The 21,725-nt window shown below is 67.3% G+C and carries 17 protein-coding genes; 6 read left to right on the forward strand and 11 right to left on the reverse strand.

The features are described 5' to 3' along the window. Nucleotides 1-28: 28 nt before the first annotated feature. The 8 genes from RB614_RS15645 to RB614_RS15680 are packed head-to-tail and all read right to left on the reverse strand — an operon-like array spanning nucleotide 29 to nucleotide 10,230. Nucleotides 29-1,093 carry an LLM class F420-dependent oxidoreductase gene (locus RB614_RS15645; RefSeq protein WP_308713214.1) on the reverse strand — a complete coding sequence of 355 codons (1,065 nt, stop codon included), beginning with the start codon at nucleotides 1,091-1,093 and terminating at the stop codon, nucleotides 29-31. After that, nucleotides 1,090-2,478 (reverse strand): condensation domain-containing protein, encoded by a 1,389-nt coding sequence (locus RB614_RS15650; RefSeq protein WP_308713215.1) that lies wholly within the window; start codon nucleotides 2,476-2,478, stop codon nucleotides 1,090-1,092. Before RB614_RS15650 ends, RB614_RS15645 begins: the two co-directional genes overlap by 4 nt. Beyond that, the gene (locus tag RB614_RS15655) at nucleotides 2,475-3,698 is read right to left on the reverse strand and encodes a cytochrome P450 (protein ID WP_308713216.1); all 1,224 of its coding nucleotides are present in this window, start codon (nucleotides 3,696-3,698) and stop codon (nucleotides 2,475-2,477) included. Before RB614_RS15655 ends, RB614_RS15650 begins: the two co-directional genes overlap by 4 nt. Then, on the reverse strand, nucleotides 3,698-3,973 hold the full coding sequence (locus RB614_RS15660; RefSeq protein ID WP_308713217.1) for an acyl carrier protein: 276 nt from the start codon (nucleotides 3,971-3,973) through the stop codon (nucleotides 3,698-3,700). The genes RB614_RS15655 and RB614_RS15660 overlap by 1 nt, the downstream gene beginning before the upstream one ends. Continuing rightward, a complete protein-coding gene (locus RB614_RS15665) occupies nucleotides 3,904-5,715 on the reverse strand; it encodes an acyl-CoA dehydrogenase family protein (protein ID WP_308713218.1) in 1,812 nt (603 codons plus the stop codon). The genes RB614_RS15660 and RB614_RS15665 overlap by 70 nt, the downstream gene beginning before the upstream one ends. Beyond that, complete coding sequence (locus RB614_RS15670; protein WP_308713219.1) at nucleotides 5,712-7,400, reverse strand: acyl-CoA dehydrogenase family protein; 1,689 nt, start codon at nucleotides 7,398-7,400, stop codon at nucleotides 5,712-5,714. Before RB614_RS15670 ends, RB614_RS15665 begins: the two co-directional genes overlap by 4 nt. Next, the gene (locus RB614_RS15675; RefSeq protein ID WP_308713220.1) at nucleotides 7,400-9,169 is read right to left on the reverse strand and encodes a fatty acyl-AMP ligase; all 1,770 of its coding nucleotides are present in this window, start codon (nucleotides 9,167-9,169) and stop codon (nucleotides 7,400-7,402) included. The genes RB614_RS15670 and RB614_RS15675 overlap by 1 nt, the downstream gene beginning before the upstream one ends. 17 nt (nucleotides 9,170-9,186) lie before the next feature. Further along, a complete protein-coding gene (locus tag RB614_RS15680) occupies nucleotides 9,187-10,230 on the reverse strand; it encodes a glycosyltransferase family 2 protein (protein WP_308713221.1) in 1,044 nt (347 codons plus the stop codon). A 647-nt stretch (nucleotides 10,231-10,877) separates the two neighbouring features. Between RB614_RS15680 and RB614_RS15685 the strand changes: the two genes are divergently transcribed. After that, on the forward strand, nucleotides 10,878-12,185 hold the full coding sequence (locus RB614_RS15685) for an MFS transporter (protein WP_308713222.1): 1,308 nt from the start codon (nucleotides 10,878-10,880) through the stop codon (nucleotides 12,183-12,185). A gap of 602 nt (nucleotides 12,186-12,787) precedes the next feature. Here the strand turns inward: RB614_RS15685 and RB614_RS15690 are convergent. Next, the gene (locus RB614_RS15690; protein ID WP_308713223.1) at nucleotides 12,788-13,564 is read right to left on the reverse strand and encodes an SDR family oxidoreductase; all 777 of its coding nucleotides are present in this window, start codon (nucleotides 13,562-13,564) and stop codon (nucleotides 12,788-12,790) included. A gap of 271 nt (nucleotides 13,565-13,835) precedes the next feature. Here RB614_RS15690 and RB614_RS15695 point away from each other — a divergent pair, with 271 nt between their 5' ends. Further along, complete coding sequence (locus RB614_RS15695; protein WP_308713224.1) at nucleotides 13,836-14,216, forward strand: NUDIX domain-containing protein; 381 nt, start codon at nucleotides 13,836-13,838, stop codon at nucleotides 14,214-14,216. A 762-nt stretch (nucleotides 14,217-14,978) separates the two neighbouring features. On the opposite strand, the gene ybiA is transcribed toward RB614_RS15695, so the two are convergent. Continuing rightward, the gene (ybiA, locus tag RB614_RS15700; protein WP_308713225.1) at nucleotides 14,979-15,404 is read right to left on the reverse strand and encodes a riboflavin biosynthesis intermediates N-glycosidase; all 426 of its coding nucleotides are present in this window, start codon (nucleotides 15,402-15,404) and stop codon (nucleotides 14,979-14,981) included. A gap of 3 nt (nucleotides 15,405-15,407) precedes the next feature. Then, the gene (locus RB614_RS15705) at nucleotides 15,408-16,913 is read right to left on the reverse strand and encodes a helix-turn-helix domain-containing protein (RefSeq protein ID WP_308713226.1); all 1,506 of its coding nucleotides are present in this window, start codon (nucleotides 16,911-16,913) and stop codon (nucleotides 15,408-15,410) included. 201 nt (nucleotides 16,914-17,114) lie between these two features. Here RB614_RS15705 and RB614_RS15710 point away from each other — a divergent pair, with 201 nt between their 5' ends. The 4 genes from RB614_RS15710 to RB614_RS15725 all read left to right on the forward strand — a co-directional run bounded on the left by RB614_RS15710 (nucleotide 17,115) and on the right by RB614_RS15725 (nucleotide 21,629). Then, complete coding sequence (locus tag RB614_RS15710; protein ID WP_308713227.1) at nucleotides 17,115-17,921, forward strand: SAM-dependent methyltransferase; 807 nt, start codon at nucleotides 17,115-17,117, stop codon at nucleotides 17,919-17,921. Nucleotides 17,922-18,931: 1,010 nt separating this feature from the next. After that, nucleotides 18,932-20,005, forward strand: coding sequence for an ABC transporter substrate-binding protein (locus RB614_RS15715; RefSeq protein ID WP_308713228.1), 1,074 nt, complete (start codon nucleotides 18,932-18,934; stop codon nucleotides 20,003-20,005). Beyond that, nucleotides 20,002-20,781 carry an ABC transporter permease gene (locus RB614_RS15720; RefSeq protein ID WP_308713229.1) on the forward strand — a complete coding sequence of 260 codons (780 nt, stop codon included), beginning with the start codon at nucleotides 20,002-20,004 and terminating at the stop codon, nucleotides 20,779-20,781. The genes RB614_RS15715 and RB614_RS15720 overlap by 4 nt, the downstream gene beginning before the upstream one ends. A 44-nt stretch (nucleotides 20,782-20,825) precedes the next feature. Beyond that, a complete protein-coding gene (locus RB614_RS15725) occupies nucleotides 20,826-21,629 on the forward strand; it encodes a class I SAM-dependent methyltransferase (protein ID WP_308713230.1) in 804 nt (267 codons plus the stop codon). Nucleotides 21,630-21,725 lie beyond the last annotated feature (96 nt).

Here is a 21,725-nt window from a genome sequence, read left to right on the forward strand (position 1 = left end):
GCCGCAACCTCGCTTCTCATAGTCGATATCAAGCGCACACATCCCGGAGCCCGGCCAGATCCCTCGCCTGCATGGCGGAATCGAGCATCGCCATGCGTTCAGTGATGCTTCCGCCAAAGGGAGAAACCGTGAGTGTCGTTACGCCCGCAGCAGCGAAGTCGCGCATTCGGGACGCAATCCGTGAGACTGGCCCCAGCAGGGAGGTAGCATCTATGTACTCGATTGGCACGGCGGCCGCCGCTCCGCCAAGATCTCGGGCTAGATAGCGTTCCTGCACTTCAGCGCACTGCTTGGCGTAACCCATCCGGCAAGCGAGCTGGTTGTAGTAGTTGTTGTCCTTGCCTCCCATACCCCCCAGGTACAGCGCCGTGTACCAGCGCACGGCGTCGGCGCAGGCATGGACGTCGTCCCCGACCGCAATGGGGGTCATCGACACCACGTCGAAGCCGCTGAGGGTCCTATCCCCGGCGGTCGAGGATCGGCCGGTCCGGATGTCGCCGAACAGCTCGGGCGCGAACTCGGGGGCGAAGAACGAAGCCAACCAGCCGTCCGCGATCTCGCCGGTCAGCCGCAGATTTTTGGGTCCAATCGCGGCCAGGTAGATCGGAATCCTGGGCTGAACGGGTCGGATGCTGAGCACCAGAGGTCGCCCCGGACCGTCCGGCATCGGCAGCGTCCAGTGCACACCGGCGTGGGTGAGCGGTTCCTGCCGCAGTGCCTTGCGCACGATCTCCACGTACTCCCGGGTGCGGCCCAGCGGATCGGCGAACCTGACGCCGTGCCAGCCTTCGGATACCTGCGGCCCGGAAACGCCCAGGCCTAGCCGGAACCGCCCAGCGGACAGGGTGTCGAGGGTGGCCGCCGTCATCGCGGTCATCGCGGGGGTCCGGGCAGGAATCTGGAAGACCGAGGATCCCACGGCGATCCGCCGAGTGCGGGAGGCGACCCAGGAGATGACGGTCGCCGCGTCAGAGCCGAACGCCTCCGCGACCCAGCACACGTCGTAGCCCAAGCGGTCCGCCTCGCAGGCCAGTTCCAGGCCGTTCGCGGCGTAGCCCGCGCCCATGTAGCCGATATTCACGCCGAGCCTCATGGTCGCTCCGCTTCGGCGGCCGGGGCTGTGTTGGCTGCCGCTAGAACGTCCTGCATGCGCCCCATGAGCAGGAAGATGCCGTCCCTGTCCAGGATGTTCGTCTCGATCACAAACGCCGACGCCCGCGAGCCCGCGAGGAGCTCGACGCTGAACTTGAGCATCGGCTCGTCGGCGTGCGACTCAAAGGGCTGGTTCTCGATGATGACCGGCTTGTCTGGGTCGGCAGCCGTTGCTTCGATACCCGCGGACAGGGCTGGGTCGGCCGGCCCGGTCACGGGTACGACCGATCGCTTGTCGTTGAACTGGATGAAGGGTGCTTCGTCCGGTGACATGCCAAGTCGCGCCAGGAACTGCAGCCCAGGTGACTGGGCATGGCGATACGCCGTGAGTGAGCCGCGGAAGCCCGCACGCATCGCAGACTGGACGTCAGCGCCACCGGGCGAGTAGGCGTAGATCACCATGCTCTTGAGCCGCGAAATCGAGGCGCGGCGCTCCAGGTCGGCTCTGTTGGAGCAGTGCAGGTAGCACCCGATGGCGTCCAGGCCGAGAGTCTTCGTGGTGGCCAGCAGGAAGGCGGTGAGGACGACTCCCGACGAGCTGGTCGCCGATCTCCGCGCGATTTCGTCGGCGGCGGTCACGACCGATTCGGCGGACCACAAGACGGACCGCATAGTCCCTCCATCGACAACTGCGGGTCGGGGCAGTGCCCGGATCACGTTCAGCTGTTCTCGCCAGTAGTCCAACGCTTCCCGCTCGGCGCGAAGCCCGTCCGCCGAGGCCTCCCAATCGACCTGGTCGAGTTGCTGGAAGACCGATACCGGCTGCGCCGCGACGCCGCTCGCGACCGCTGCGAGCTCCGCCGCAAACGACAGGATGACGTTGTCACCCCCGCCCGCATCCGCGATGATCCGCGAGACGGCGAAGGCCGCGTGTGTCACCACGCCGGCTGTCGCTACGAATCCCGCGCGAAACGGAGAACCGTGTTCGACGTCGAGCATCTCGCCACCGACCCGGTCGCGCAGGAGTTCGTCCGTCGGCATGTGGCCGGCGCGAGCCCGGTATCGGGTTACGTCCACATTGCCACTCCCGACAGTCCATTGGCGCACGAGCCGGCCGTCCACGCATTCGAATCGCGTGCGGAGCGCCTCGTGACGGCGCACCATGCGAGCGATGGCCGTGAGGAAGTCGGTGACTGTCGTGCCTGCGGGCACGCTCACGCTGAAGCAAAGGTCGTAGTTCGGGTTGCGGCCTTCGGTCACTCCTCTGCTGATCCAGCTCCATGCCTCCTCCTGCGCCCAGCCGATGCCTCCGGAGCGCTGTGAGCAGCCTTGGAACGGGACCGGGCAGGGCTCGGCCGTGAACGCCACGGAAAGCTCGTCGGTCATCGCAGGGTGACCGGTAGTGCGTCTAGGCCGAAGGTCAGGGAGCCGGTGCGGTAGCGCACGCCTGAGCGTGGGGCGATCTCGGCTTCTGGAAAGGACTCGAAGAACGCCGGAAGGACGGTGCGCATCTCCAGGCGGGCCAACGGGGCACCGAGGCAATAGTGGATGCCATGGCCGAAGGCCAGGTGCGGACCCGCCGCACGCGACGGTTGGAACTCGTCGGGGCCTGGATACCGGCTCGCGTCGCGGTTGGCGACCGGGAATGAGCACAGGATGCGGTCGCCGGCCGCGATCGGTGTGCCGGCGACGACTGTCGCCCGCTGCGCGGTCCTGGGCAACGAGAAGTGGAAGACAGTCAGATAGCGCAGCAGTTCTTCCACACCGCTGGCGACAGACGCCTCGTCGCGCAGCATCGTCTCGCGGTGCTCCGGGAAGTCGAGCAGGAGCAGCAGGCTCTGGGCTATGAGGCTGGTCGTCGTCTCGTGGCCGGCGAGCAGCAGCAGGTTTCCGGTGGCGATGAGTTCGGCGTCGGTCATACGTGAGCCGTCGCCAGCGATCAGGGCGCCGAGAAGCCCGTCATGTAGCCCGTCACCCGGATCGCGCCGCAGCCGCCCGATGAGCTCGCTCATGTAGGCCTCCATCTCGGCGCGGTTGTCGGCCCTGGTCAGTGCGGGCAGGCGGGTGTCGATAGCGATCGCGCTGCGCGCGCAGAACGCCTCGCGGTCCGCCAACGGCAGGCCGAGCAGCTCGGCGATGACCACGGCGGGAATCGGCCGGGCGAATGAGGTGACGAGGTCGGCCCGGTCCTGGCCGTGGAGGTAAGACAGCGCGTCCCGCGTCGCGGCCGCCACCGCCGCCTGAAGACCCGCGACCCGGCGCGGGCTGAACTCGGCGGACAGCAGCCTGCGCAGCCTGGTGTGCTGCGGGGGATCCAGCCCGAGTAGTGAACCCGGACCGGTGGGCGAGGCGTCACCTCCCGGTCCGCCAGCGGGCAGGTGCAGGACGTTGCTAAACAGCGCGGGGTCCCCGAGGACCAGGCGAATGTCCTGCGCGCGGGTGATCAGCCAGGTTCGCCCCGGTCCGGGCGTGGCCATCGGCATCGAGACTTCCACGATGCCGCCGGCCTCGTCGAGCGCCAGCAGGTCGGCCGACGGATGCAGTGGTCGATCAGGATCGCGCCGCATTGCCAGCGGCGACCGGCTGCCCGCTTCCGACACTTTCATCACTCGGTAGCGACCTGGTCGGCTGCGACCTGGGTGGCCAGGGCCGACGCCAGCCCGGCCACGGTCGGGTGGTCCCACATTATCGTCGCGTCGACCGAGATGTTGAGATAGTCCTCGATGTCGGCGACTATCGCCAATGCGTACAGCGAGTCCAGGCCGTAGTCGGCCAGCGGGGCGTTCACATCGATGTCGGACGCTTCCCGCTTCAGGTGCGTGGCAAGGCGCTCGATGAGCCAAGACTGGAACTTGGCCTCGTCGAAGTCGGTGGACGCCATGGTGTCTCCCCATCGGAACGGAATCGGTGCGTATCAAACGGAAGCAGGCCGAGGCACAGGCCCCGCCGCGAGGTCAGCCGATGGGCGGCCTCCTCGACGAGGAAGTCCGCCAGTTCGGGGGGCAGGCTCCGCGGCCGGTTCCCAGCCGCGGCGCGCAATCTGTGCAGGACGGCCGCGAGCCAGCGCTGATCTTTCGTGAACGTCGTGTGGTCGGTGGCGGTGGCGCGCCGCCAGGTCTCGAAGCACGCGCTCGCCACCAGGACGCGGACATACCTGGTCACCAGGCCGTAGGCCCGGGGATCCGCCGAGATTCCCAGCGCGGCGACGTCGAGGTCCCGGCAGCTCTCGGTCAGCAGCTGATGATCAGCCGCGAAGTGCTCTGCGATCTCGGCGACGTCCGGGCGGAGCAGGCCAGGCCGACACGCCGCGATCCCCGACGTCAATGCGCCGGAGAGTCCTTCGCGGCCGGCGGCGCTGACCACGAGGTCGCCGAATGCCAGCGGCGGCAGGGCCATGCCGGCGACGAACAGCTCGTCGGGGACGATGCCGGGTTCCGGCCAGCTTCGCCGGGCCAGCAACGGAAGCTGGGACAGCAGCGAAACCTGGCATGCGGCCCGCGCGGCGTGCCCGAAGCCGGCGGGCTGGATGTCCCGCAGAAGCTTCTGGAAAATGGCGGCCTCGCCGTCACGCACGTAGAAATGCGCGCCGAGGACCTCCGACAGCTCATCCATGGCCCGGATGAGGATCTTCGATACGAAGAACTTCACCGCCTGGGCGTAGATGGCTGTCTCGCCCGGCAGCACATGCAGCGCGCGGGTGGCCACGGACGCGAAGCAGTCGGCGGCGAGCAGATCGGCATATGCACCGGCGATCACCGATCGCACGTGCGGCATGTCGACGACCGGACCGCCGTAAAGCCGCCGTCCCGTCGAGTGCCGCAGCGCGACTCGCAAGCCGGTGTCCAAGACCCCGCAGAACATCGACACCAGCGTCGTTCTGGTGATCTGGAACGAGCGCAGTGCCGTCTCCAGCCCGTACCCCGGCCGCCCCATCAGCGACGACTCCGGGACGCGGCAGTCCCGGAATTCGATCCCGCCGAGCTGGACGCCGCGCATACCCATGGTGCGGAACCGGGGCAGGTATCCGAAGCGGCTGCGGTCCAGCGCCGCCTTGTCGATCAGCAGCTGCGCGTGGCTTCGGGCGCCGGGCTGCGCGGCGGTGCGCGCGAAGAGTACGAACGCCTCGCTGCGCTGTATGTTCGTGACCACCTCCTTGCGGCCGTTGAGAGTGATCCGCCCGGGCTCGATGCCGGCCCGGCACTCGGTCTCCGCCATGTCGTTGCCGTGGGCCAGTTCGTGATACGCGACGGCGATCCGGCGGCCCGAGCAGAGCAGGTCGGCGGCGAATCGCTGCTGCTGCGGGCTTCCCGCCAGCCAGATGTTCACGCCGGCGATGAACGAACTCGCGCCGTAGCCGAGCCCGAGACACGGGTCGCGCCGGTAGACCGATCGCATGATCTCGACCAGGTCGTCGAGACGGTCAAGCCGCCCGCCTAGCCGCGACGGTACGAACTCCGCGTTGAGACCGAATTCCGCTAGCGCCTGCTCACCGCGGCCGAACATGGCCTCCGCCTCGTCCGCGGCGAGGATCCGGTTGAAGCCGAGCGGGTTGTCGGGCTCGAACGGGTCGCCGAACTCGCGCTCGAGGCGGGCGAGTCGCCGCAGGCCGGGGGTCGGGTTCATAGCGGTGCCATCCCGGCTCCGAAGAGAGTCGGCACCGGTCCGCCGGCCGCCGCGAGCAGACGGTCGCCCAGCGCCTCAAAGGCATCACTATGCGCGGCCCCGGCCCTACACGGCAGCTTCTCCTCAATGACTGCGAGTGCACCTGCGAGCCACAGGCCCTCACCCGGGTCGGCCTGGCCGTGTGTCCACAGATGGCAGGCGGCCGCCGCGGCGAAGCAGAGCTCGAAGTCACGGGCGATATCGAACACATGCTGGGGGACTCTGTGCAGCCCCCAGCTCTGCTCCGCCATGCGAGCCCTTGTGACGTGCAGCGACTCCAGAGCGGCGAATGCCAATGCTGGGACCCAATCGGGCAGGTCACCGGCCGCTGCCCGGCGCGCGATAACGCCGCCGTCGGCGCCGAGCCTGTCCACAAGGGAGCACCGACGAGACAGCACAGTCAGGCGGCCCACATTTGATGGCCGAGTTGGCATCGTGAGGAGGCTGTCGCCTCCGCCCGCGTCCGGAGCCGCTCTGGCGAGTAAGGGGAAGTGCTCTATGAGCTGGCTTCGACATACCGCTGTGCTGCCGTCGAAGATTGCAACGACGCGATGATCCCGGTCCAGTTTCTGGAACGTCCGGTACGGCTCGTCCGCGGACAGGAAGCCACGTAGCCCGAGCACCTCGCCTATCGCGGATATCGCGCCCTGGCAGAGCTCGGGGACGAGCGCCTTAGTGATAGCCGAGACGACGGCCATCTCGGCGGTCGCGGTTAGCGCAAGCCGCGTGGCGGCGAAGACGATCGCCTCGGCGGCGTACCGCGTGGCCACCGCCCGTCCCAGTTCATAGCGAATGTTCGGGATGTCCGCCAACCGCTTGCCGTACAGGGTTCGGCGGCGTACGTAATCCGAGCCCAGTGCGATCGCCTGGTCCAATGCGCCGAGGGACAGGCCGCAGCACATGGTCCTGGTCAGCTGAAGGGCTTTCAGTGTTGTCTCTAGGCCGGTTCCTGGAGCGCCGATCAGAGCTTCGGGAGCGACAGGGGTTGCGGCGAACGCGATTCCGCTGATATCCGCTCCGCGGATGCCGTGTGTAGGCACCTTGGGTAGCGTGCGCCACGTGCGCGGATCGGCCTTGCGCTTGTCGAACAGGAACAGGCTGAATCCGCGCGGACCGCCCTGGGGCCGGGTCCGGGCCAGCACGCAGATCAGGTGCCCGCGAGTGGCGTTATTGATCAGCCACTTCTCGCCGGTCAGGTTCCAGCCGGCCGATGCCGGCTCGGCGCGGACGCGGCACGCCAGCAGATCCCCGCCGTGGCCGCGCTCGGTGAGTCCCCAGGAGACGACGGCGCCGTCAAGGATCTCCGCGGCCAGTCGCTCGCGCTGGTCGATGTCGCCGGCCACCCACACACTGACCGCGCCCAGGAATGTCTTGGCGTGTCCGACGGCAATCGTAAGATCCCGGCGGGCGAGGAGCCGCACGAGCAAGGTCAGATCGAATAGTCCGCCGAGCACGCCGCCGGTGCCGCCGTCGACGTAGAGGCGCGCGGCCCCCACCTCGTCGAGGAGCCTCGCCGCGTCGGTCGGGAAGGCCTGCCGTTCATCGAGGGTGAGCAGCTCGTCCGGCGATAACGGGCCACCGGGGGCGCTTGCCGCAGCCAAGGCTTCCTCGACCGTGGCCAACCTTCCCTTGATGCCCGCCGTCATCAGGCTTCGATCTTCCGCTCGACGAGCTGGATCGATGGTTCGATCGACGACCACAGGGCGGCGGTCTGTCCACTAAGGAACGCGTTGCGCACCGCCACCCGCTGTACCTTCCCGCTCGTCGTCCGCTGTACCGTCCCGCGACGAACCAGCTGCAGCCCGCTCACGGACACGCCGACCTCCCGCGCCACGGTTTGCTTGATGTCGGCTCCGACGCGGTCGAGGCGGCCCGCCTTCACGCTGGCCCGGATTTCGTGGACCAACACCACCAGTTCGGCGCCGTCGACCCCCCGCACGCCGAAGGCCGCGCCGAACAGGCCGCACAGATCGGGAATCTCTTCGCGGGCGACGTGCTCGATGTCCTGTGGATAGATGTTCCGCCCGCGCACGATTATCAGTTCGCTGATACGACCGGTGACGAACAGCTCACCGCCGTCGAGCGCGGCGAGGTCACCGGTCCGCAGGTAGCCCGACCGGCCGTCCGCACTCGTACCGTTGAAGACCCGCTCGGTCTCCGCGGCGTTGCGCCAGTAGCCGATTGCGACACTCGTGCCGCGCAGCCACAGCTCGCCGACCTGCCCGTCTGGGCGCACTTCGCGGGATTCGGGATCGACGACCACAGCCTCCAGGCCTCGCACGGTTCCGCAGCTGACCAGATCGCGGGTGGCTGGCGTCGGCTCGGTGCCGTCTGCGTCGCACAGCGTTCCCTCGGCCAGCGCCGCCTCGGCGACGCGGCGGACCACCGGGGCGCGGCGGCCGGTTCCCGAGACGAACACCGTGGCCTCTGCCAGCCCGTAGCACGGGTTGAGTGTCTCGCGGCGCAGTCCGGCCGGCGCAAACCGGTCCGCGAAGGCGGCGAGGGTGTTCGCCCGCACCGGCTCGGACCCGTTGGCCGCGTGGCGCCAGCGTGACAGGTCGAGGCCGGCAAGCTGCTCCTCGGTTACCGTTCGCGTGCACAGGTCGTAGGCGAAATTGGGGCCAGCCGACCAGGCGAGGTCGTGCTTGTCCACCAGTTCCAGCCACCGCACCGGACGTTTGAGGAACGCCGTCGGGCTCATGACGGTCACCGAACTCCCCGCGTACCACGCCGGCATCATGAGACCGGTCAGGCCCATGTCGTGATAGTGCGGAATCCAGGAACCGAACTTGGTCATCGCGGTCATGCCGAACGTCGACACCAGGCTGTCCGCGTTCTCGACGATGTTGCCGTGGGTCAGCATCACGCCCTTAGGACTGCCGGTCGAACCCGAGGTGTACTGCAGCAGTGCCAGGGAGGCCCGGCCCGAGGGGCGCGGCGCGTCAACGGGTGCTTCGTCGGCGAGCGGCATGACCAACAGCGGGATCCGGCCCTGGCCCGAGTTTCCGATAAAGGTCTCCACCTCCTCCAGCACCGCCGCGGTGGTAATGATGGCGTTCGGCTCGGCGTCCTGTGCGATCCCGGAAACCCGCCGCTGCTGGTGTTTATAGCTGCCAGGCAACGGCGACGGGACGGCCACCGCGCCGGCGTACAGGCAGCCCAGGAACGCCGCGGCGAAGTCCAGGCCCTCAGGGAAGAGCAACAGGGCCCGGTCCCCGGGCGCGCAGACCCGGCAGAGCGCGGCCGCCACCCGCCGCGCCATGAGGTCAAGCTCGCGATAGGACAATTCGGTGGTGCCCGTCCGCGTCCCGGGCTCGGTGACGTGAGCGACGGCCAAGGCGTCCGGCCGGTCGGCCGCATGCCCCCGTACCGCGTCGGCGAAACAAGCGATCGCTTGGATTCGCGCCGATGGCATCGAGGAAGCCGAGGAAGTCATGCGCAGACCGCGAACCCGCGTAGCAAGTCGGCGGCGTTGTGATCACCGGTATAGTCCATCGTCTGGGCAAGGCGTTCGTAGAACTTGCGCATCACGGGCCCCGCCTGGTCGGGCGACAAGGTGCCCCGACTGAGCGCGATCCGCATGGCCGTCGAGAAGCCGTCCAGATCGACCTGGCTTTTCATCATGTAGTACGCGTCGCCGAACCGAGTGAAGATCGAACCACCGCCGGAGGATTTCCGCATGCGATACTTCGAGAACTTGAAATCACTTCTGGCGAACGCACTGCCCGCCGCGGACATGCGATAGAACGTGTGGCAGTCCTGCGAGACGGGAGCCGCCGGAAACATGCACTGGGCGGCCAACGGCGCGCGCACCGCTACGGTCGAGGTCAATGTCACGAACCCCGTCTCGGTCCCGATCGTGATCCAGGCGTTTGGGCCTTCGACCGGCTCGCCACGCAGCGCTTTGATGCATTCGAGGTACAGCGGTGTGATGGCGTCATCCGGCATGGGATTGCCATCCTCGTCGATGGGGTCGAAGGCCGAGTAGACGAAGTCGACCTCCTTCCGGCGCGAGAACACAGCGATCGTCTCGGCCACCCGCTCCGGGTGTGGCATGTCGTCGGCGTCCTGAAAGAAGATGAAATCGGCACCGGCGTCGAGGCACCACCGGGTGGCCAGATTGCGGCACGGGCCGGGGCCGATCCGCCTCGGCATTTCGAAAAGCGTGAACCTGCCGTCCCGCCGCAGGCGGTCGGCGAGCTCGTCGGAAAGCCTGGATTCCGGGCCGTCGACCACGACGGCCGCCCGCCAGCCCGGCACGGTCTGGGCGGTGAGGCAGTCGACCAGCTCAGCGAGAAATCGCTCGTGAAGCTCGGTCGCCCGAAAATATGGGATGACGAAACCTGCATCTGACTGGAACGCCACAAGTCCTCCTCGCCAGCTCATTCCGTTCTTGAGTGCAACGATCAGCCTTATCCAATAGGCCCCCTCGGCGCCTGCCGCAATCATGTCGGTCGGATTCGATGCCGCCGACATTCGCTCTCGGTGCCCATCCATCACAGCGAAAGGAACAGCGCGTGCGCTCGCGCCGCCGAAAATTGTATGTGTCGCTGCTGTAGGTGATCAGGCAACCCATCTCCGGATACTTGTAGGGCCGCGTTGTCTGTCGGGCGATGTGACCGCCAGCGCATGAACGCGAGCATCGCGTTGGAATCTCTAGCTACGCCACAACAGCGCCATCCGAACTGCGGCGTGTCATGGCCAGAACAATCGAAGTGACGTCGTCCCGACGGACGTGATTACCCTAGCTGATTTCCAACAATGCCACACACATGTGCTCCAAGATAGGTCCGCAGGCGTGGTCTCCGACTGAGATACAGGCGGGCGACTAGTGGCCGCATCGCAGTGCGATCGTCCACTGTAAGTAGCGCCCGCCGATCGTAACATCCCTCATCCTTCGGATCAAGGCCTTTCGTAATCACCGGAATCGCTGGGATAGACCACGCACTCACCGCACCGCGCGGCGAGAAGCTATTTCCCCAGCTCGCCGGCCGCATCCGCGACCGATACCGGCTCACGAGCGACGCCGGCCGACTTGGTCGCTTGACACGATAAGACACGCAAGTTAACATTGGCGCCAGTCTCTGGCCGCCAGCTTTGCGACGCGCAATGCGCAATGTGGAGTGTTTCTAAAGATCTTGTATAAGACAACAGAAGAATCCATCTCAACGTCCCGACCACGGCCACTGGGTGGCCTGCTGCGGACGCGGAATTTCGCTCTGCTGTGGATCGGGATGTCCGCCAGCATGATCGGTTCATCGATCACGACGGTGGCGCTGCCACTGGTGGCCGTCTCGACCCTGCACGCCCCTGCGGCCATGGTCGCCCTGCTTACGGCCGCCACCTGGCTGCCGAGGCTGCTGATTGGGCTGCCAGCCGGCGTCTGGGTCGACCGGTGGCCGCGTCGACGCGTACTACTGACCGCCGACCTGGCCTCCGCGGCCGTGCTCGCCGTCATACCTATCGCGGCCTGGACCGGCGTTCTCACGATGGCGTTCTTGCTCGTGCTGGCGCTGCTCGCCGGGACGGCCAGCTGCTTTTTCAACCTGGCATTCAACGCCTTCCTGCCCCAGCTTCTCTCCGGGGACGATCTCTTGGAGGGCAACTCCAAGCTCCAGGCCAGCGCGTCGGTCGCGTTGGTTGTCGGACCGGGTCTCGGCGGGCTGCTGGCCGCGGCGGCCGGCCCGGTCAACGGGATCCTGGTGAACTGCTTCACCTTCCTCGTGTCAGCGGCCTGCCTGTTCGGCCTGCAGCTCGGGCAACAGTCGCGCCCTTTCGCCAGCCACCGCCCAGGCATGCTGCACGAGATGGTCGAAGGGATCCGTTTCATCATGAGCGGCCGCATATTGCCGGTCATGTTGGTGGTGGCGGCGACGACCAGCTTCACGGTGCAGGGCATCACGGCACTGCGGGTCGTTTTCCTGGTGCGCAGCGCGGAGGCCACGGCGGAAACCGTCGGCCTCGTCATCAGCGTGGCCAGTCTCGGCGGCATCCTCGGAGCTGTCGTCGTCTCGCGTGTCTCCCGGCGCTTCGGCAACGCCCGTACCTATGTCCTGGCGAACATTGTGGCCGCGCCCTTCGTTCTCCTGCTACCGCTCGCCGGGCACGATTGGCGCCTCACTCTGTTCGCGGCGGGGTCCTTCATGGTCCTGACCGGAACCACGATGTCGAACGTGATAACCATGACGTTCCGCGGCAACTTCGTTCCCCCGCACCTGCTCGGCCGGGTCACCGCAGCATCGCAGCTATTCGTGTTCGGCACCGTCCCGCTCGGCGCGGCGACCGGCGGCCTGCTGGCCTCGGCGCTCGGGATCCGGCCCGCCATGTGGGCGTTGGCGATCCTCTTCGTCATCACGCCACTGCCCCTACTCGCCACATCGATCCGCACACTGCGCGAATTCCCCAAGCAAGGTTCGACTGGACTGGCGTAACAGGCGAGAAGGGTACCTCGTTATGTCGCACCTTTTGGTCCTGCGCGTATCCGACCGCAACACGGGTTACGAACTCGGCGAGCCGTTTCACGGACGCAGGACAGCTTCACGGTCGAGCTGATCCAGCCGACCTGCGGGGAACCCCTACACGAGATCGACGACCCTGAGACTCGCTTACTGGCGGTCTTGCAAGGCAGAACGTCCGGGCAGCTGACCGTGCTGCGCGATCCCGCGGGCTTCCGGCATGCCTACTACTGCGACTTCCCCACAGACTTCACCCTCAGTAGCGACGTGCGCTGGCTACTCGCTGAGCGTCGAAGCGAGGCCGGCCCCCGTCCCCTGAGTTCGAAGGCGCTCGCTCTCTACATCAGCCTGCAGTACGTGCCCGCACCACACACCGTTCACCGGCGTATGCCCACTCGCTTCGGGCGAGGTGCTCACCGGCAGGGCGGGTTCGCGCAGATGCAGTTTGGGCCCCGTGTCCGTAGCGGGCATCATCACCGAGCACCAAACCGGCGTACACGATCACAGCGCCCGCTGTGGGGGCTGCTGTTTCTGGAGTTGTGGTACACCGAATGGGCCGCGGCTTGAGGGGGCCGGCGTCACATCTTCTCGATCTTGCGCTGCAGCTGGTTCATTCCGGCTATCCAGCGACCGGTATCCGCGGCTCTGGCCCGGTAGTAGTCGACTATCTCCGGATGGGGCAGGATCAGGAACGGGTCGTCAGCGAAGGCCGCGACGACGGTCTCGGCGACCTGCTCCGGGCTGATGGCCGTCGGCTCCACAAGGGACCGCACACCCTGCCCCGCCTCGGTAAGCATGCTGGTGCGCACGCCCTGCGGGCAAAGCGCCTGCACGGTGATACCGCGGTGCCGGTAGGCGATGGACAGCCATTCGGCGAAGGCCAGCGCGCCGTGTTTGGTGACAGCGTAAGGGGCCGAACCGAGCATGCTCAGCATCCCCGCCGAGGAGACCGTGGCGAGGAACCGGCCGCGACACCGCTCCAGCCAGGACGGCAGCAGCAGTTCGGCGGCGCGGACGTGCGCCATCACGTTGACGTCCCACGCCTGAGCCCAGGATGCCTCGGCCGCCTCCGGGCCACCCTCCGGTGCGACGCCAGCGTTGGCGCAGTACAGGTCGACGACGCCGAACTCATCGACAGCCGTCGCGATCAACCGCCTGACGCCGGCCTCGCTCGCCGCGTCTCCGGGGACCGCGACGCCTCCGGTCTCCTTGGCCACCGCGGTTACCGCGTCGGCGTCAAGGTCGGCGACCACAACCCTCGCCCCGGCGGCGGCGAAGCGCCGCGCCATCGCGGATCCGATGCCCCCGCCGCCGCCGGTGATGACCACGTTCGCGCCGTCCAGGTCGAATCCCATACCCGCATCATTTCACGGAAACGATTGGACGGGCCCGTCCCACTCCCGCAAAGGAGGCGTCGTGGATCTTGTCAACAACCCGGTCAACGAGGTTGTGGCTACTCAGCCCCCGGCAGAACTGCAGCTTGCACCGACAACGCCCGCCTGGCCATCTCTATACGCGGGAGCTTCCCGGGCAGAATTGATCGGGTTCATATCTGCATGGTCGACCAAATCCCGCCGAATGGAATCACATACCGTACCCCAGGCGCCAACAGGGAAGTAGCTCAACTTGCGCGATGACCGACCGGACATTTCGCACGCAAACTGCCGGTCTATACTCGGCGGCCTGTGCGAGGATGGCGAAACGGCGAGTGACGCGCTGCGCCGGGAGCTGTTCGAAGAGGCTGCTGTCACGCTGGATGACGCGACTCCGCTGTGCAGTCTGATCGATCGCGGCGCGCGCCGGCACCTGCTCGCCGTCTTTGTCGTCGAGACCCACCACGACCGCCAGGAAATGAAGCTGGCCGAGGGGCAGTGGTTCGATATGAGCCCTTGGAGATGGCTACGTCACATGAGAACGCCGATTACATGCGGATCCGCTCGCCCTCGCACACGAAATGACTGGAGGACCCCGGCAGCCTTGACATGCAATCAAGTGATCGACGATTGAGCCTTCCGTCGCCACGCAGCTACGGAGCGTCCCGCCAGGTGGAGCATGTAAGCGGTCTGGGCATGCTTCGCCATCGCGGCCCGCAGCTCCTCCGGCAGCACTCCCTCGGGCTCGACCTGACCTTAGAACTGGTCCAGGAACGCCTTCGTGCCCGCAGCGGTTCGCGCGGCACGGTTCGCCATCCTTGCCAGGACGCGTTGGCGACGATACACGTCACCCGTACGGGGATCAGCGTGGAGAGGCTGTCCAGATAGGATGGTCTCAGAAGAGACAACCGGTGTCCCGGCATCGGCCGGCTGGCACTACGGCAGTGCCAATTCCTGGCGTATGACGATCATGTAGGCAGGGTCTAGCTCGGGCCACCGTTTGCCACCCGGTACCCGGTCTGATTGCCTCCGGCGCGCGGCGGGGAGGCTTCCCAGAGCGCCCGCCGGAGGCACGGTCTTCGGCCGGCCGCAGGCCGCCCCCGACAGGGCCGCCGGAGGCACGCCCCTTTCCGGCCAAGCGGCGCCAGGCGCCTTGTCGAAGCCGGCATGTGCTTCGATCGACGATACGCCCCTACGTAGCGAAGCCCCGACTGCTCCGGACTCCCGGAGCGGTCGGGGCTTTCGTGTATTCGGCGCAGGTCGCGCGTCCCGCTGTCGGGCCGCGCCGTGCGCTTGCGCTAAGGCGCGGACGACCGACCAAGCAGGTCACGCACGCGGGCCGCAGGCCCGCCTTGAACCCCGTACAGAAAGTTCTCACCCGCAGGATATCGGCCCTCTACATCTCGTCACGTATCCTCATCCAGAGTCTGCCGAGCATGTTTTGGCCGGAGCCGTCTGCGCCTTCGCCCCAGAAGTAGTCAGTCGGTGAATCTTCGATAATGTCTTCGTGTCCACTCTTTTGCAGAGCTTCTTGAGCCTCCGTGTGCTGTGCCAACTTGGCTCGCAGAATCTCTTCCAGAACGGCCACTTTCTTGCTTCCCCAGTCGGGGTCTTTTGCGGCCCTATACGTTCCGTTGGCTAGCAGTTTGGCTTGGAGTGGACTGCGGGCGTTGCGAATCTCCTCTTGGCCGGCAGGATCTGTGCACTTTGTGGCCTGATAGGCATGCTCGGAGGTTGGGTAGAGTTTTCCTTTGAACTCGACGGCGTGCGGGGAGAAATTGTTGAGGACGTAGAACTCGGGCGTGTAGAACCTGATTGGCATTGGCTAGGCGTCCTCCCTGCGTAGATCGTCCAGCAGAGCTGCGACGGGTTGCATGGGTCGATGCGGCGTCAGTTGAGCGCTCACGCCCTTGATTTCCTCAAAGATGCGTTTTGCTCCGCTGCTTCTTGCGACTGGCAGGGCCGCGTGCGCTGTGCTGGCCGCTTGGTCTATTTGACCGTCTGCAAGGTAGGCCATCGCGAGGCGGCTTAGCGCGGCCGCGCGGTTTCGTTGGTAGACCGGCGGCAGTGTTCGAAGGGCGTCTTCGTACAGCCTGATCGCCTTCTTCGGTTTGCCGGTCGTCAGCCAGCAGCTTGCGCGCTGGATTTCGATGTGTCCTGGTGTGCAGTACGAGCCATGTCCCTCGTGTGCATCGCCTATGGTGTCGCTGGCTGCCCATGTGTGCGCCTCGTCAAGTAGCCGTTGTGAGGCTTGCTCGTCGCCGTCGAGCGCGTGTCCGTAGGCTTCTTGGACGCGGATCGCTGCCCGCGTCGGCGTCGCTAGTCGTTCTTCATTGCGTCGTGCGGCTTGGGCTAGCCCGATGGCGTGCGCGGCGTCAGGTGTGGCAGCGGCCTGTTGGGAGCGACGAAAGAATGTCCAGGCCAACATGCGCTCGTCGTCGCCCTCGTATGCCCACTCCATCGCGCGGCTTGTCCAGTACCGTGCCTGGGCCATGTTGCCGGCGTCCTCGTATAACCAGGCGGCGGATTCGGCGTACTGCGCGCCGAGCCGCACGGCCTCAAGTCGCTGTCCGTCACGCAGAACCGACCGCAGTGCCTCCACTACGGACACTTGGTTGAGCACCCCCGCCAGCGCGAACCGAGGGCCGAGCAGGTTGTCGGTCTTGACTAGCGCATGCCATTGCTCGCGCAGGTGAATCAGGATCTGCTCAAGGTGTGCAGGCGAGGTGATCGTTAGGCGTTCTGTCAGGCGGGGCTGTTGTGCAAGATCATGAAGCATGTCGAACTGCTGGCCGAGCGCGAACGCCTCCATGAACGAACCGACGCCGGCTTGCAGCAGGAGACGACGGCTGAGCGGCACCACAACGTCCCTGCTGTCGAGCCGCAAGCGCAGGACGACCGTATCCGGCCCCGGTTCAGGTGGTGTGCCATCCAGCGAGAGCGTTAATGCTGGTATCGGCTCAACGGGACCAGTCGTAGCCTCGATTTCCGGTGCGCCGTCTGCGGCGATCGCTTCGGCATCCGGGTCAATGGACGACTGGTCAGGTTCGTCGTCTGTTTCTGCGGTCGTGAGCAGGCCGGCGAGTTGGTCTATTGAGACGCCGAGGGCTTGGGCGAGTTTCGGGCGGGTCCAGGGTTGGGGTTCGGATTCGCCGTTTTCCCATCGGCCGACGGTCGTTCGGTCGATGCGCAGGTGTTCGGCTAGCCGTTCTTGGCTGAAGCCGACCGCTTTGCGGCGCTGTGCTAGACGGTCCCGCCTGCCCGCCATCGCTTGGTAGTCACCCTTCCTGCTGTCGCCGGTCGATCCCTGGCCTTCATCGCCGCAGGTCACAGTGCTCGATGCGGCGAGGATGCCTCAGTTGTACGTCGCTGCTGCCGTGGCTGGCCCAGGTGTTCCGGGGTGAGGCTGGGTTTCATGCAACACCGGGGCGATGCAACCAGTATCCCTGCTGCGGACATGTCCGCGCATCCATCTTGGTCAGCGGCGGCCGCAACGTCACCGCAGGGTCCCCCGTGGCCGGGGGATAAGCCGATGCCGGCGCGTGTGTATGACCGGCTGGCGGGTGGGTCGCACTCGTTCGCGGTGGATCGGGAGATGGCTGCTCAGTTGTTGGCGGTGGAGCCTGATGCGGAGTTTTGGGCGCGTCAGAACCGGGAGTTTCTGCGGCGGGCGCTGCGCTGGTCGGTCGATACCGCCGGGGTGGGCCAGGTGTTGGACATCGGGTGCGGGATGCCGGAAACGGTGGGTTCGGCGCATCAGGTGACGGCCGGCTGCCGGCCGATGGTGCGGGTGCTGTATGTGGACAACGATCCGGTCGCGGTGGCCAGCGCACGGATCGTCGCCCGGGAACGCGCCGAGGTCGGGGACGTGGCCGGGATCGCCGGTGATCTGCGTGATCCGGTGCAGATCATGACGCATCCGGAGCTGACCGGGTTCCTGCATCTGGACGCCCCGGTCGTGGTCTTGCTGGGTGCGGTGCTGCATTTCGTGTCCGACAGCGACGGCCCGGCGGGGATCATCGCGACGCTGCGGGACCATGTGGCGCCCGGGTCGGTGCTGGTGATCTCGCACGCGACCGTCCCGCAGGGGATGACGCCGGAGCAGGTGCGGATCACCCGCGAGTACAGCGCGTTGACCGCGCATCTGACCTTCCGCACCCGGGATCAGGTGGCCGAGCTGCTTGCGGTGTTCGGTGACGTGGTGGATCCGGGCGTGTGCAAGGTGGCGGATTGGCGCCCCGAGCCGCAGGAGCAGCGTCTGAGCGGGCCGGAGCGGGCGCGGCGGGACCGGATTCCTGGCTGGGTTGGTGTGGCGGTGAAGGTCGGGGGTGCGTGGTGAGTGCTGAATCGAACGCGCGGCGAGCGCAGCAACGTTTGCGGCCGGAGGAGGTGGCTGTGCTGCGTGCGGTGTTGCGGCGGGAGAGTCCGGACAGGTCTGTCTGGGTTCGGGCGTACGACACGCTCGCTGCGGCGGGTGAGGTGATGGGAGACGACTCGTGGAACGACGAAGCGGACAAGACGCGGTTGCCGGGGGACCTGCCGCAGCAGTTTCGGTCGCGGCCGGTGACGTCATTGAGGTCGGGTCGGGGGATTACAAGTATGGGCGGGGGTCGCTGACGTTGCGGGTGACGAGGGTCGGTGGTGTGGTGGCGGCCGGTGACGGGGACTGGTTGGAGTTGGAGGGTACCCAGATTTTCCTGAATCGCTGTGAGAGGCCGGGACAGGGGCTGATGGTGCGGGTCGGTGCACTACCGCGGGCCCGCCGGGCGGGTGTGGCGCGGATGCGGTTGTTGGAGGCGCGGCGGTGACCGGCACGTATCTGAGCGGGGCCGGGCAGGAGCTGGTCGCTGCCGCGCAGGCGCAGTTGGAGTTGCATATGCGCGGCGACCCGGTCGGTTGGTGTCGGTTGTGTCGGGCGTTGATGCCGTGTCCTGGTCGGGAGCGGGCGCATCGCATGTTCGACCGGTACGGCGTGCTGCCCAGTCGCCGGCCTGGCGCGACCCAACCGCACCCCTGGACGAGGCGCGCCGAGGTTTCGGGGCAGGGGTCGTCCCCCGGCACCTGCCCCGAATACGCCCCCTCCGTCGTATGGCACGCCCCGGGCGGTGGAGGGGGCACCCAAGGGTTCCCTGGTCGGGTGAGGACCTGACGCCTGGTCCGGCCAGGTTGAAATCCGGCACCCCCGTCCGGGCATGTTCCCGGTCCGAGCCCGGCGATCGACCCCGGGCGGGGGTGCCGGCCCCCGAAAGACAGCACTCCCCATCGCACAGCGGGCGGGTCCGTCCTACCTGGACGGTCCCGGGGTTGCTGGTGCGCGGAATTCCCCTCACAGGTTTGGAGAAGCTTGGTATGGACTCCGCGGTTTTGACGCGTCGGACGCTGCTGTCCGGCGGTGCCGGGCTTGCCGCTGGCGGGTTGTTGGCCGGCTGCGGCGACGATCCGCATCTAGGCAGGCCGGAGCCGGCGCCGGGTAAGGCGTGGGATGGCCCGGTGGAGCAGGTGTCGGTGTTGACCGGGGTCGGGTTCCAGGGGCGGGAGGCACCGATCGCGGTCGCTGTCGCGAAGGGTTTCTTCGCTTCGGCGGGGTTGGAGGTCAAGACCCTGGCGGGTAGGGGGACTACTGGGAATCTTCAGTTGTTGAAGGGTGGGTCGGCGACGTTCGCGACGTTGGACGTGTCCGGGGCGATTATGGAGATGTCGCGGCCGGACGGGATCAACGGGTTTTGGCTGACCAGCCTGTTGCACCGCCGTAATCTGGCCTGTTTCATGGCCCGGCAGGGCAGCGGGATCAAAACGGCGCGGGATCTGGCCGGCCGGACGGTCACGTTCGTGCCCGGCGGGATCAACTACCTGCTGTTCGCCACCTACGCCACCTTGTCCGGCTTCGATGCGAAAAGTGTGCGGTGGCGGCCAGCCGGCCAGCCCGAGCACGCCAAACTCCTCGCGGCGGGGAGGGTGGACGCGATCAGCCAGTTCGTGCCCGGCCGGGTCGCGGTCGAAGCGGTCGCCGGCCCGGTCACCGTGCTGCCGTTCACCGACGTGTTGGCCGACATCCACGGCTCGGCGGTCGCGGTCACCGACCAGACCGCGACCGGCAAACCCGCCATGGTGCGCCGCTTCAACCAGGCTTTGTTGCGCGGGCTGAAGTACACGTTGGACCATCCGGACGAGGCGGCCGCGATCTATCTGGCGCAGCCGGAGGCCAAGACGCAGAAGCTTCCCGCGGTGCTGGGGGAGATCGAGAGCCTGCGCGGTTATGTGCATCTGACCACCCCGTCGCCGCAGACCGTGCCGCTGGGCCATTTCGACCCCGCCAGGCTGATGCAAAACATTTCCATCCTGCAAGGCGCCAAACAGATCCCCGAGGGGCTGACCCCGGACCGGGTGGCCAAGTTCGACCTGGCCGGAGACCCGGTCACATGAGCCGCCACACCACCCGGGCCGGCATGGCCGTCTTGCTGCGGATCCTGCCCGGCCTGGCCGGCATGGTCGGCCTGGTCGCCGCCTGGTGGGCGCTGGTCGCCGTGTTCGACGTGGCGTCGTTTCTGGTGCCGACGCCGCCGCAGGTTGCGGGCGCGGTGCGGGCCTGGCCGGGGCATTTGGCCTGGCACGCGTGGGTGACGGTGCGGGAGGCCGGGCTCGGGTTCGCCCTGGCCGTGGCGACCGGTTTGCCGGTCGGGGCGGTCCTGGCCACCTCGCGGCATGTGGCGGCCGGGTTGATGCCGTCCCTGCTCACCCTCGCGGCGGTCCCGAAACCCGCGCTGGCGCCGGTTTTGCTGGTCACGCTCGGGTTCGGGCTGGCACCGAAGATCGTCATGGTGTGGGCGATGTGCCTGTTCCCGATCACCCTGGCCACCCACGCCGGGCTGACCCAGACCCCGGCCGACCTGGCCGAGCTGGCCCGCGCGTTGTGCGCCTCCCGGCTGCGCACCCTGTGGGCCATACGTCTGCCGGCGGCGGTGCCGCACCTGTTCGTCGGCGTGAAACAGGCCCTGCCGTTGGCGGTGATCGGCGCGGTCGTGGCCGAACTGTTCGGCGGTGTCGAGGGGCTCGGCTACGTGATCCACACCGCTGGCACCGACGCCCCCCTCGCCTTCGCCGCGATCGCCCTGCTCGCCGCGATGACCATCACCCTGCACAGCGCCGCCCAACACGCCCAGATGCTGTGTGCGCCGTGGATCCGGCACACCACCAGCTAACCCCCACCCACCCCCGCAAGAGAGCAAGGGAGCAAGGGAGACCGATGTCCAGCCCCGGCTACGTCTTCGCCGACACCCCCGACTCCGACAGCCACGCGGTCAAGCAGGTGATGATGTCAGCCCTGGCGCACATGTATGACCCGTTCAGCGTCGACCGGCTCACCGGCCTCCACGTTCCGGACAACGCCCGCTGCCTGGTGCTCGGTGTCGGAGCGAGCCGGGTCGCCGGCCGGCTGGCCGACCTCGCCCCCCACGGTCAGGTGATCGCGACCGACACCGACCACAGCCACACCATCGCCCATCCGCGGGTGCGGCAGGTGACCGGCGACCTGCTCACCGACCCGCTACCGGCAGGCCGGTGGGATGTCATCCACGCCCGGCTGCTCCTGGGCCACCTAGATTCACGTGACGACCTGCTCGCCGACCTGACCGGCACCCTCACCGCCAACGGGGTCATCGTGGTCGAGGAGTTTGCCGGCACCTGGTCCACCAGCGTCCTGGACGCCCCCGACTGGGATGAAGCCAACCGGCTGTTCACCGCCTACCACCACGCCTTCCGGGAAATCCTGGCCGGCCAAGGCGTGGACCTGACCTGGGCCCGCCGGGTCCACGGCGTCATGCGCCGGCTGGGCCTGAGGGTCGAAACCCGCGCCCACGCCGCCACCTGGGCCGGGAACAGTCCCGGCACCCGGCTGGCGTGGGCCAGCGCCGGCCTGCTGCGCGACAAACTGGCCGCGCACGGCATGCCACCAGCCGACATCGACGCATTCCGAACCCTGCTCCAACACCCGGACCTGCGGGTGCTGGGCAACCTCGCCCTGTCCACGATCGGCCGCCGCGACCACTGACCGACCCGGGCGCTGTTTCTTACCGAGTTTGGAGGCGACCGAACATTGACACCGACGCCCACGGCCGGTCGCGGGTATCGCCGCGAATGGCCCGAT

This window comes from Phytohabitans maris, assembly GCF_031085175.1.
In the GTDB taxonomy this organism is placed as follows: domain Bacteria; phylum Actinomycetota; class Actinomycetes; order Mycobacteriales; family Micromonosporaceae; genus Phytohabitans; species Phytohabitans maris.

Coding starts and splice junctions, on each gene's coding strand:
- RB614_RS15655 (WP_308713216.1), bottom strand. CDS start 3,698: ATGAAAGTGTCGGAAGCGGGCAGCCGGTCGCCGCTGGCAATGCGGCGC.
- ybiA (WP_308713225.1), bottom strand. CDS start 15,404: ATGCCAATCAGGTTCTACACGCCCGAGTTCTACGTCCTCAACAATTTC.
- RB614_RS15660 (WP_308713217.1), bottom strand. CDS start 3,973: ATGGCGTCCACCGACTTCGACGAGGCCAAGTTCCAGTCTTGGCTCATC.
- RB614_RS15675 (WP_308713220.1), bottom strand. CDS start 9,169: ATGCCATCGGCGCGAATCCAAGCGATCGCTTGTTTCGCCGACGCGGTA.
- RB614_RS15710 (WP_308713227.1), top strand. CDS start 17,115: ATGCCGGCGCGTGTGTATGACCGGCTGGCGGGTGGGTCGCACTCGTTC.
- RB614_RS15715 (WP_308713228.1), top strand. CDS start 18,932: ATGGACTCCGCGGTTTTGACGCGTCGGACGCTGCTGTCCGGCGGTGCC.
- RB614_RS15670 (WP_308713219.1), bottom strand. CDS start 7,400: ATGACGGCGGGCATCAAGGGAAGGTTGGCCACGGTCGAGGAAGCCTTG.
- RB614_RS15645 (WP_308713214.1), bottom strand. CDS start 1,093: ATGAGGCTCGGCGTGAATATCGGCTACATGGGCGCGGGCTACGCCGCG.
- RB614_RS15720 (WP_308713229.1), top strand. CDS start 20,002: ATGAGCCGCCACACCACCCGGGCCGGCATGGCCGTCTTGCTGCGGATC.
- RB614_RS15680 (WP_308713221.1), bottom strand. CDS start 10,230: ATGTCGGCGGCATCGAATCCGACCGACATGATTGCGGCAGGCGCCGAG.
- RB614_RS15665 (WP_308713218.1), bottom strand. CDS start 5,715: ATGAACCCGACCCCCGGCCTGCGGCGACTCGCCCGCCTCGAGCGCGAG.
- RB614_RS15725 (WP_308713230.1), top strand. CDS start 20,826: ATGTCCAGCCCCGGCTACGTCTTCGCCGACACCCCCGACTCCGACAGC.
- RB614_RS15650 (WP_308713215.1), bottom strand. CDS start 2,478: ATGACCGACGAGCTTTCCGTGGCGTTCACGGCCGAGCCCTGCCCGGTC.
- RB614_RS15690 (WP_308713223.1), bottom strand. CDS start 13,564: ATGGGATTCGACCTGGACGGCGCGAACGTGGTCATCACCGGCGGCGGC.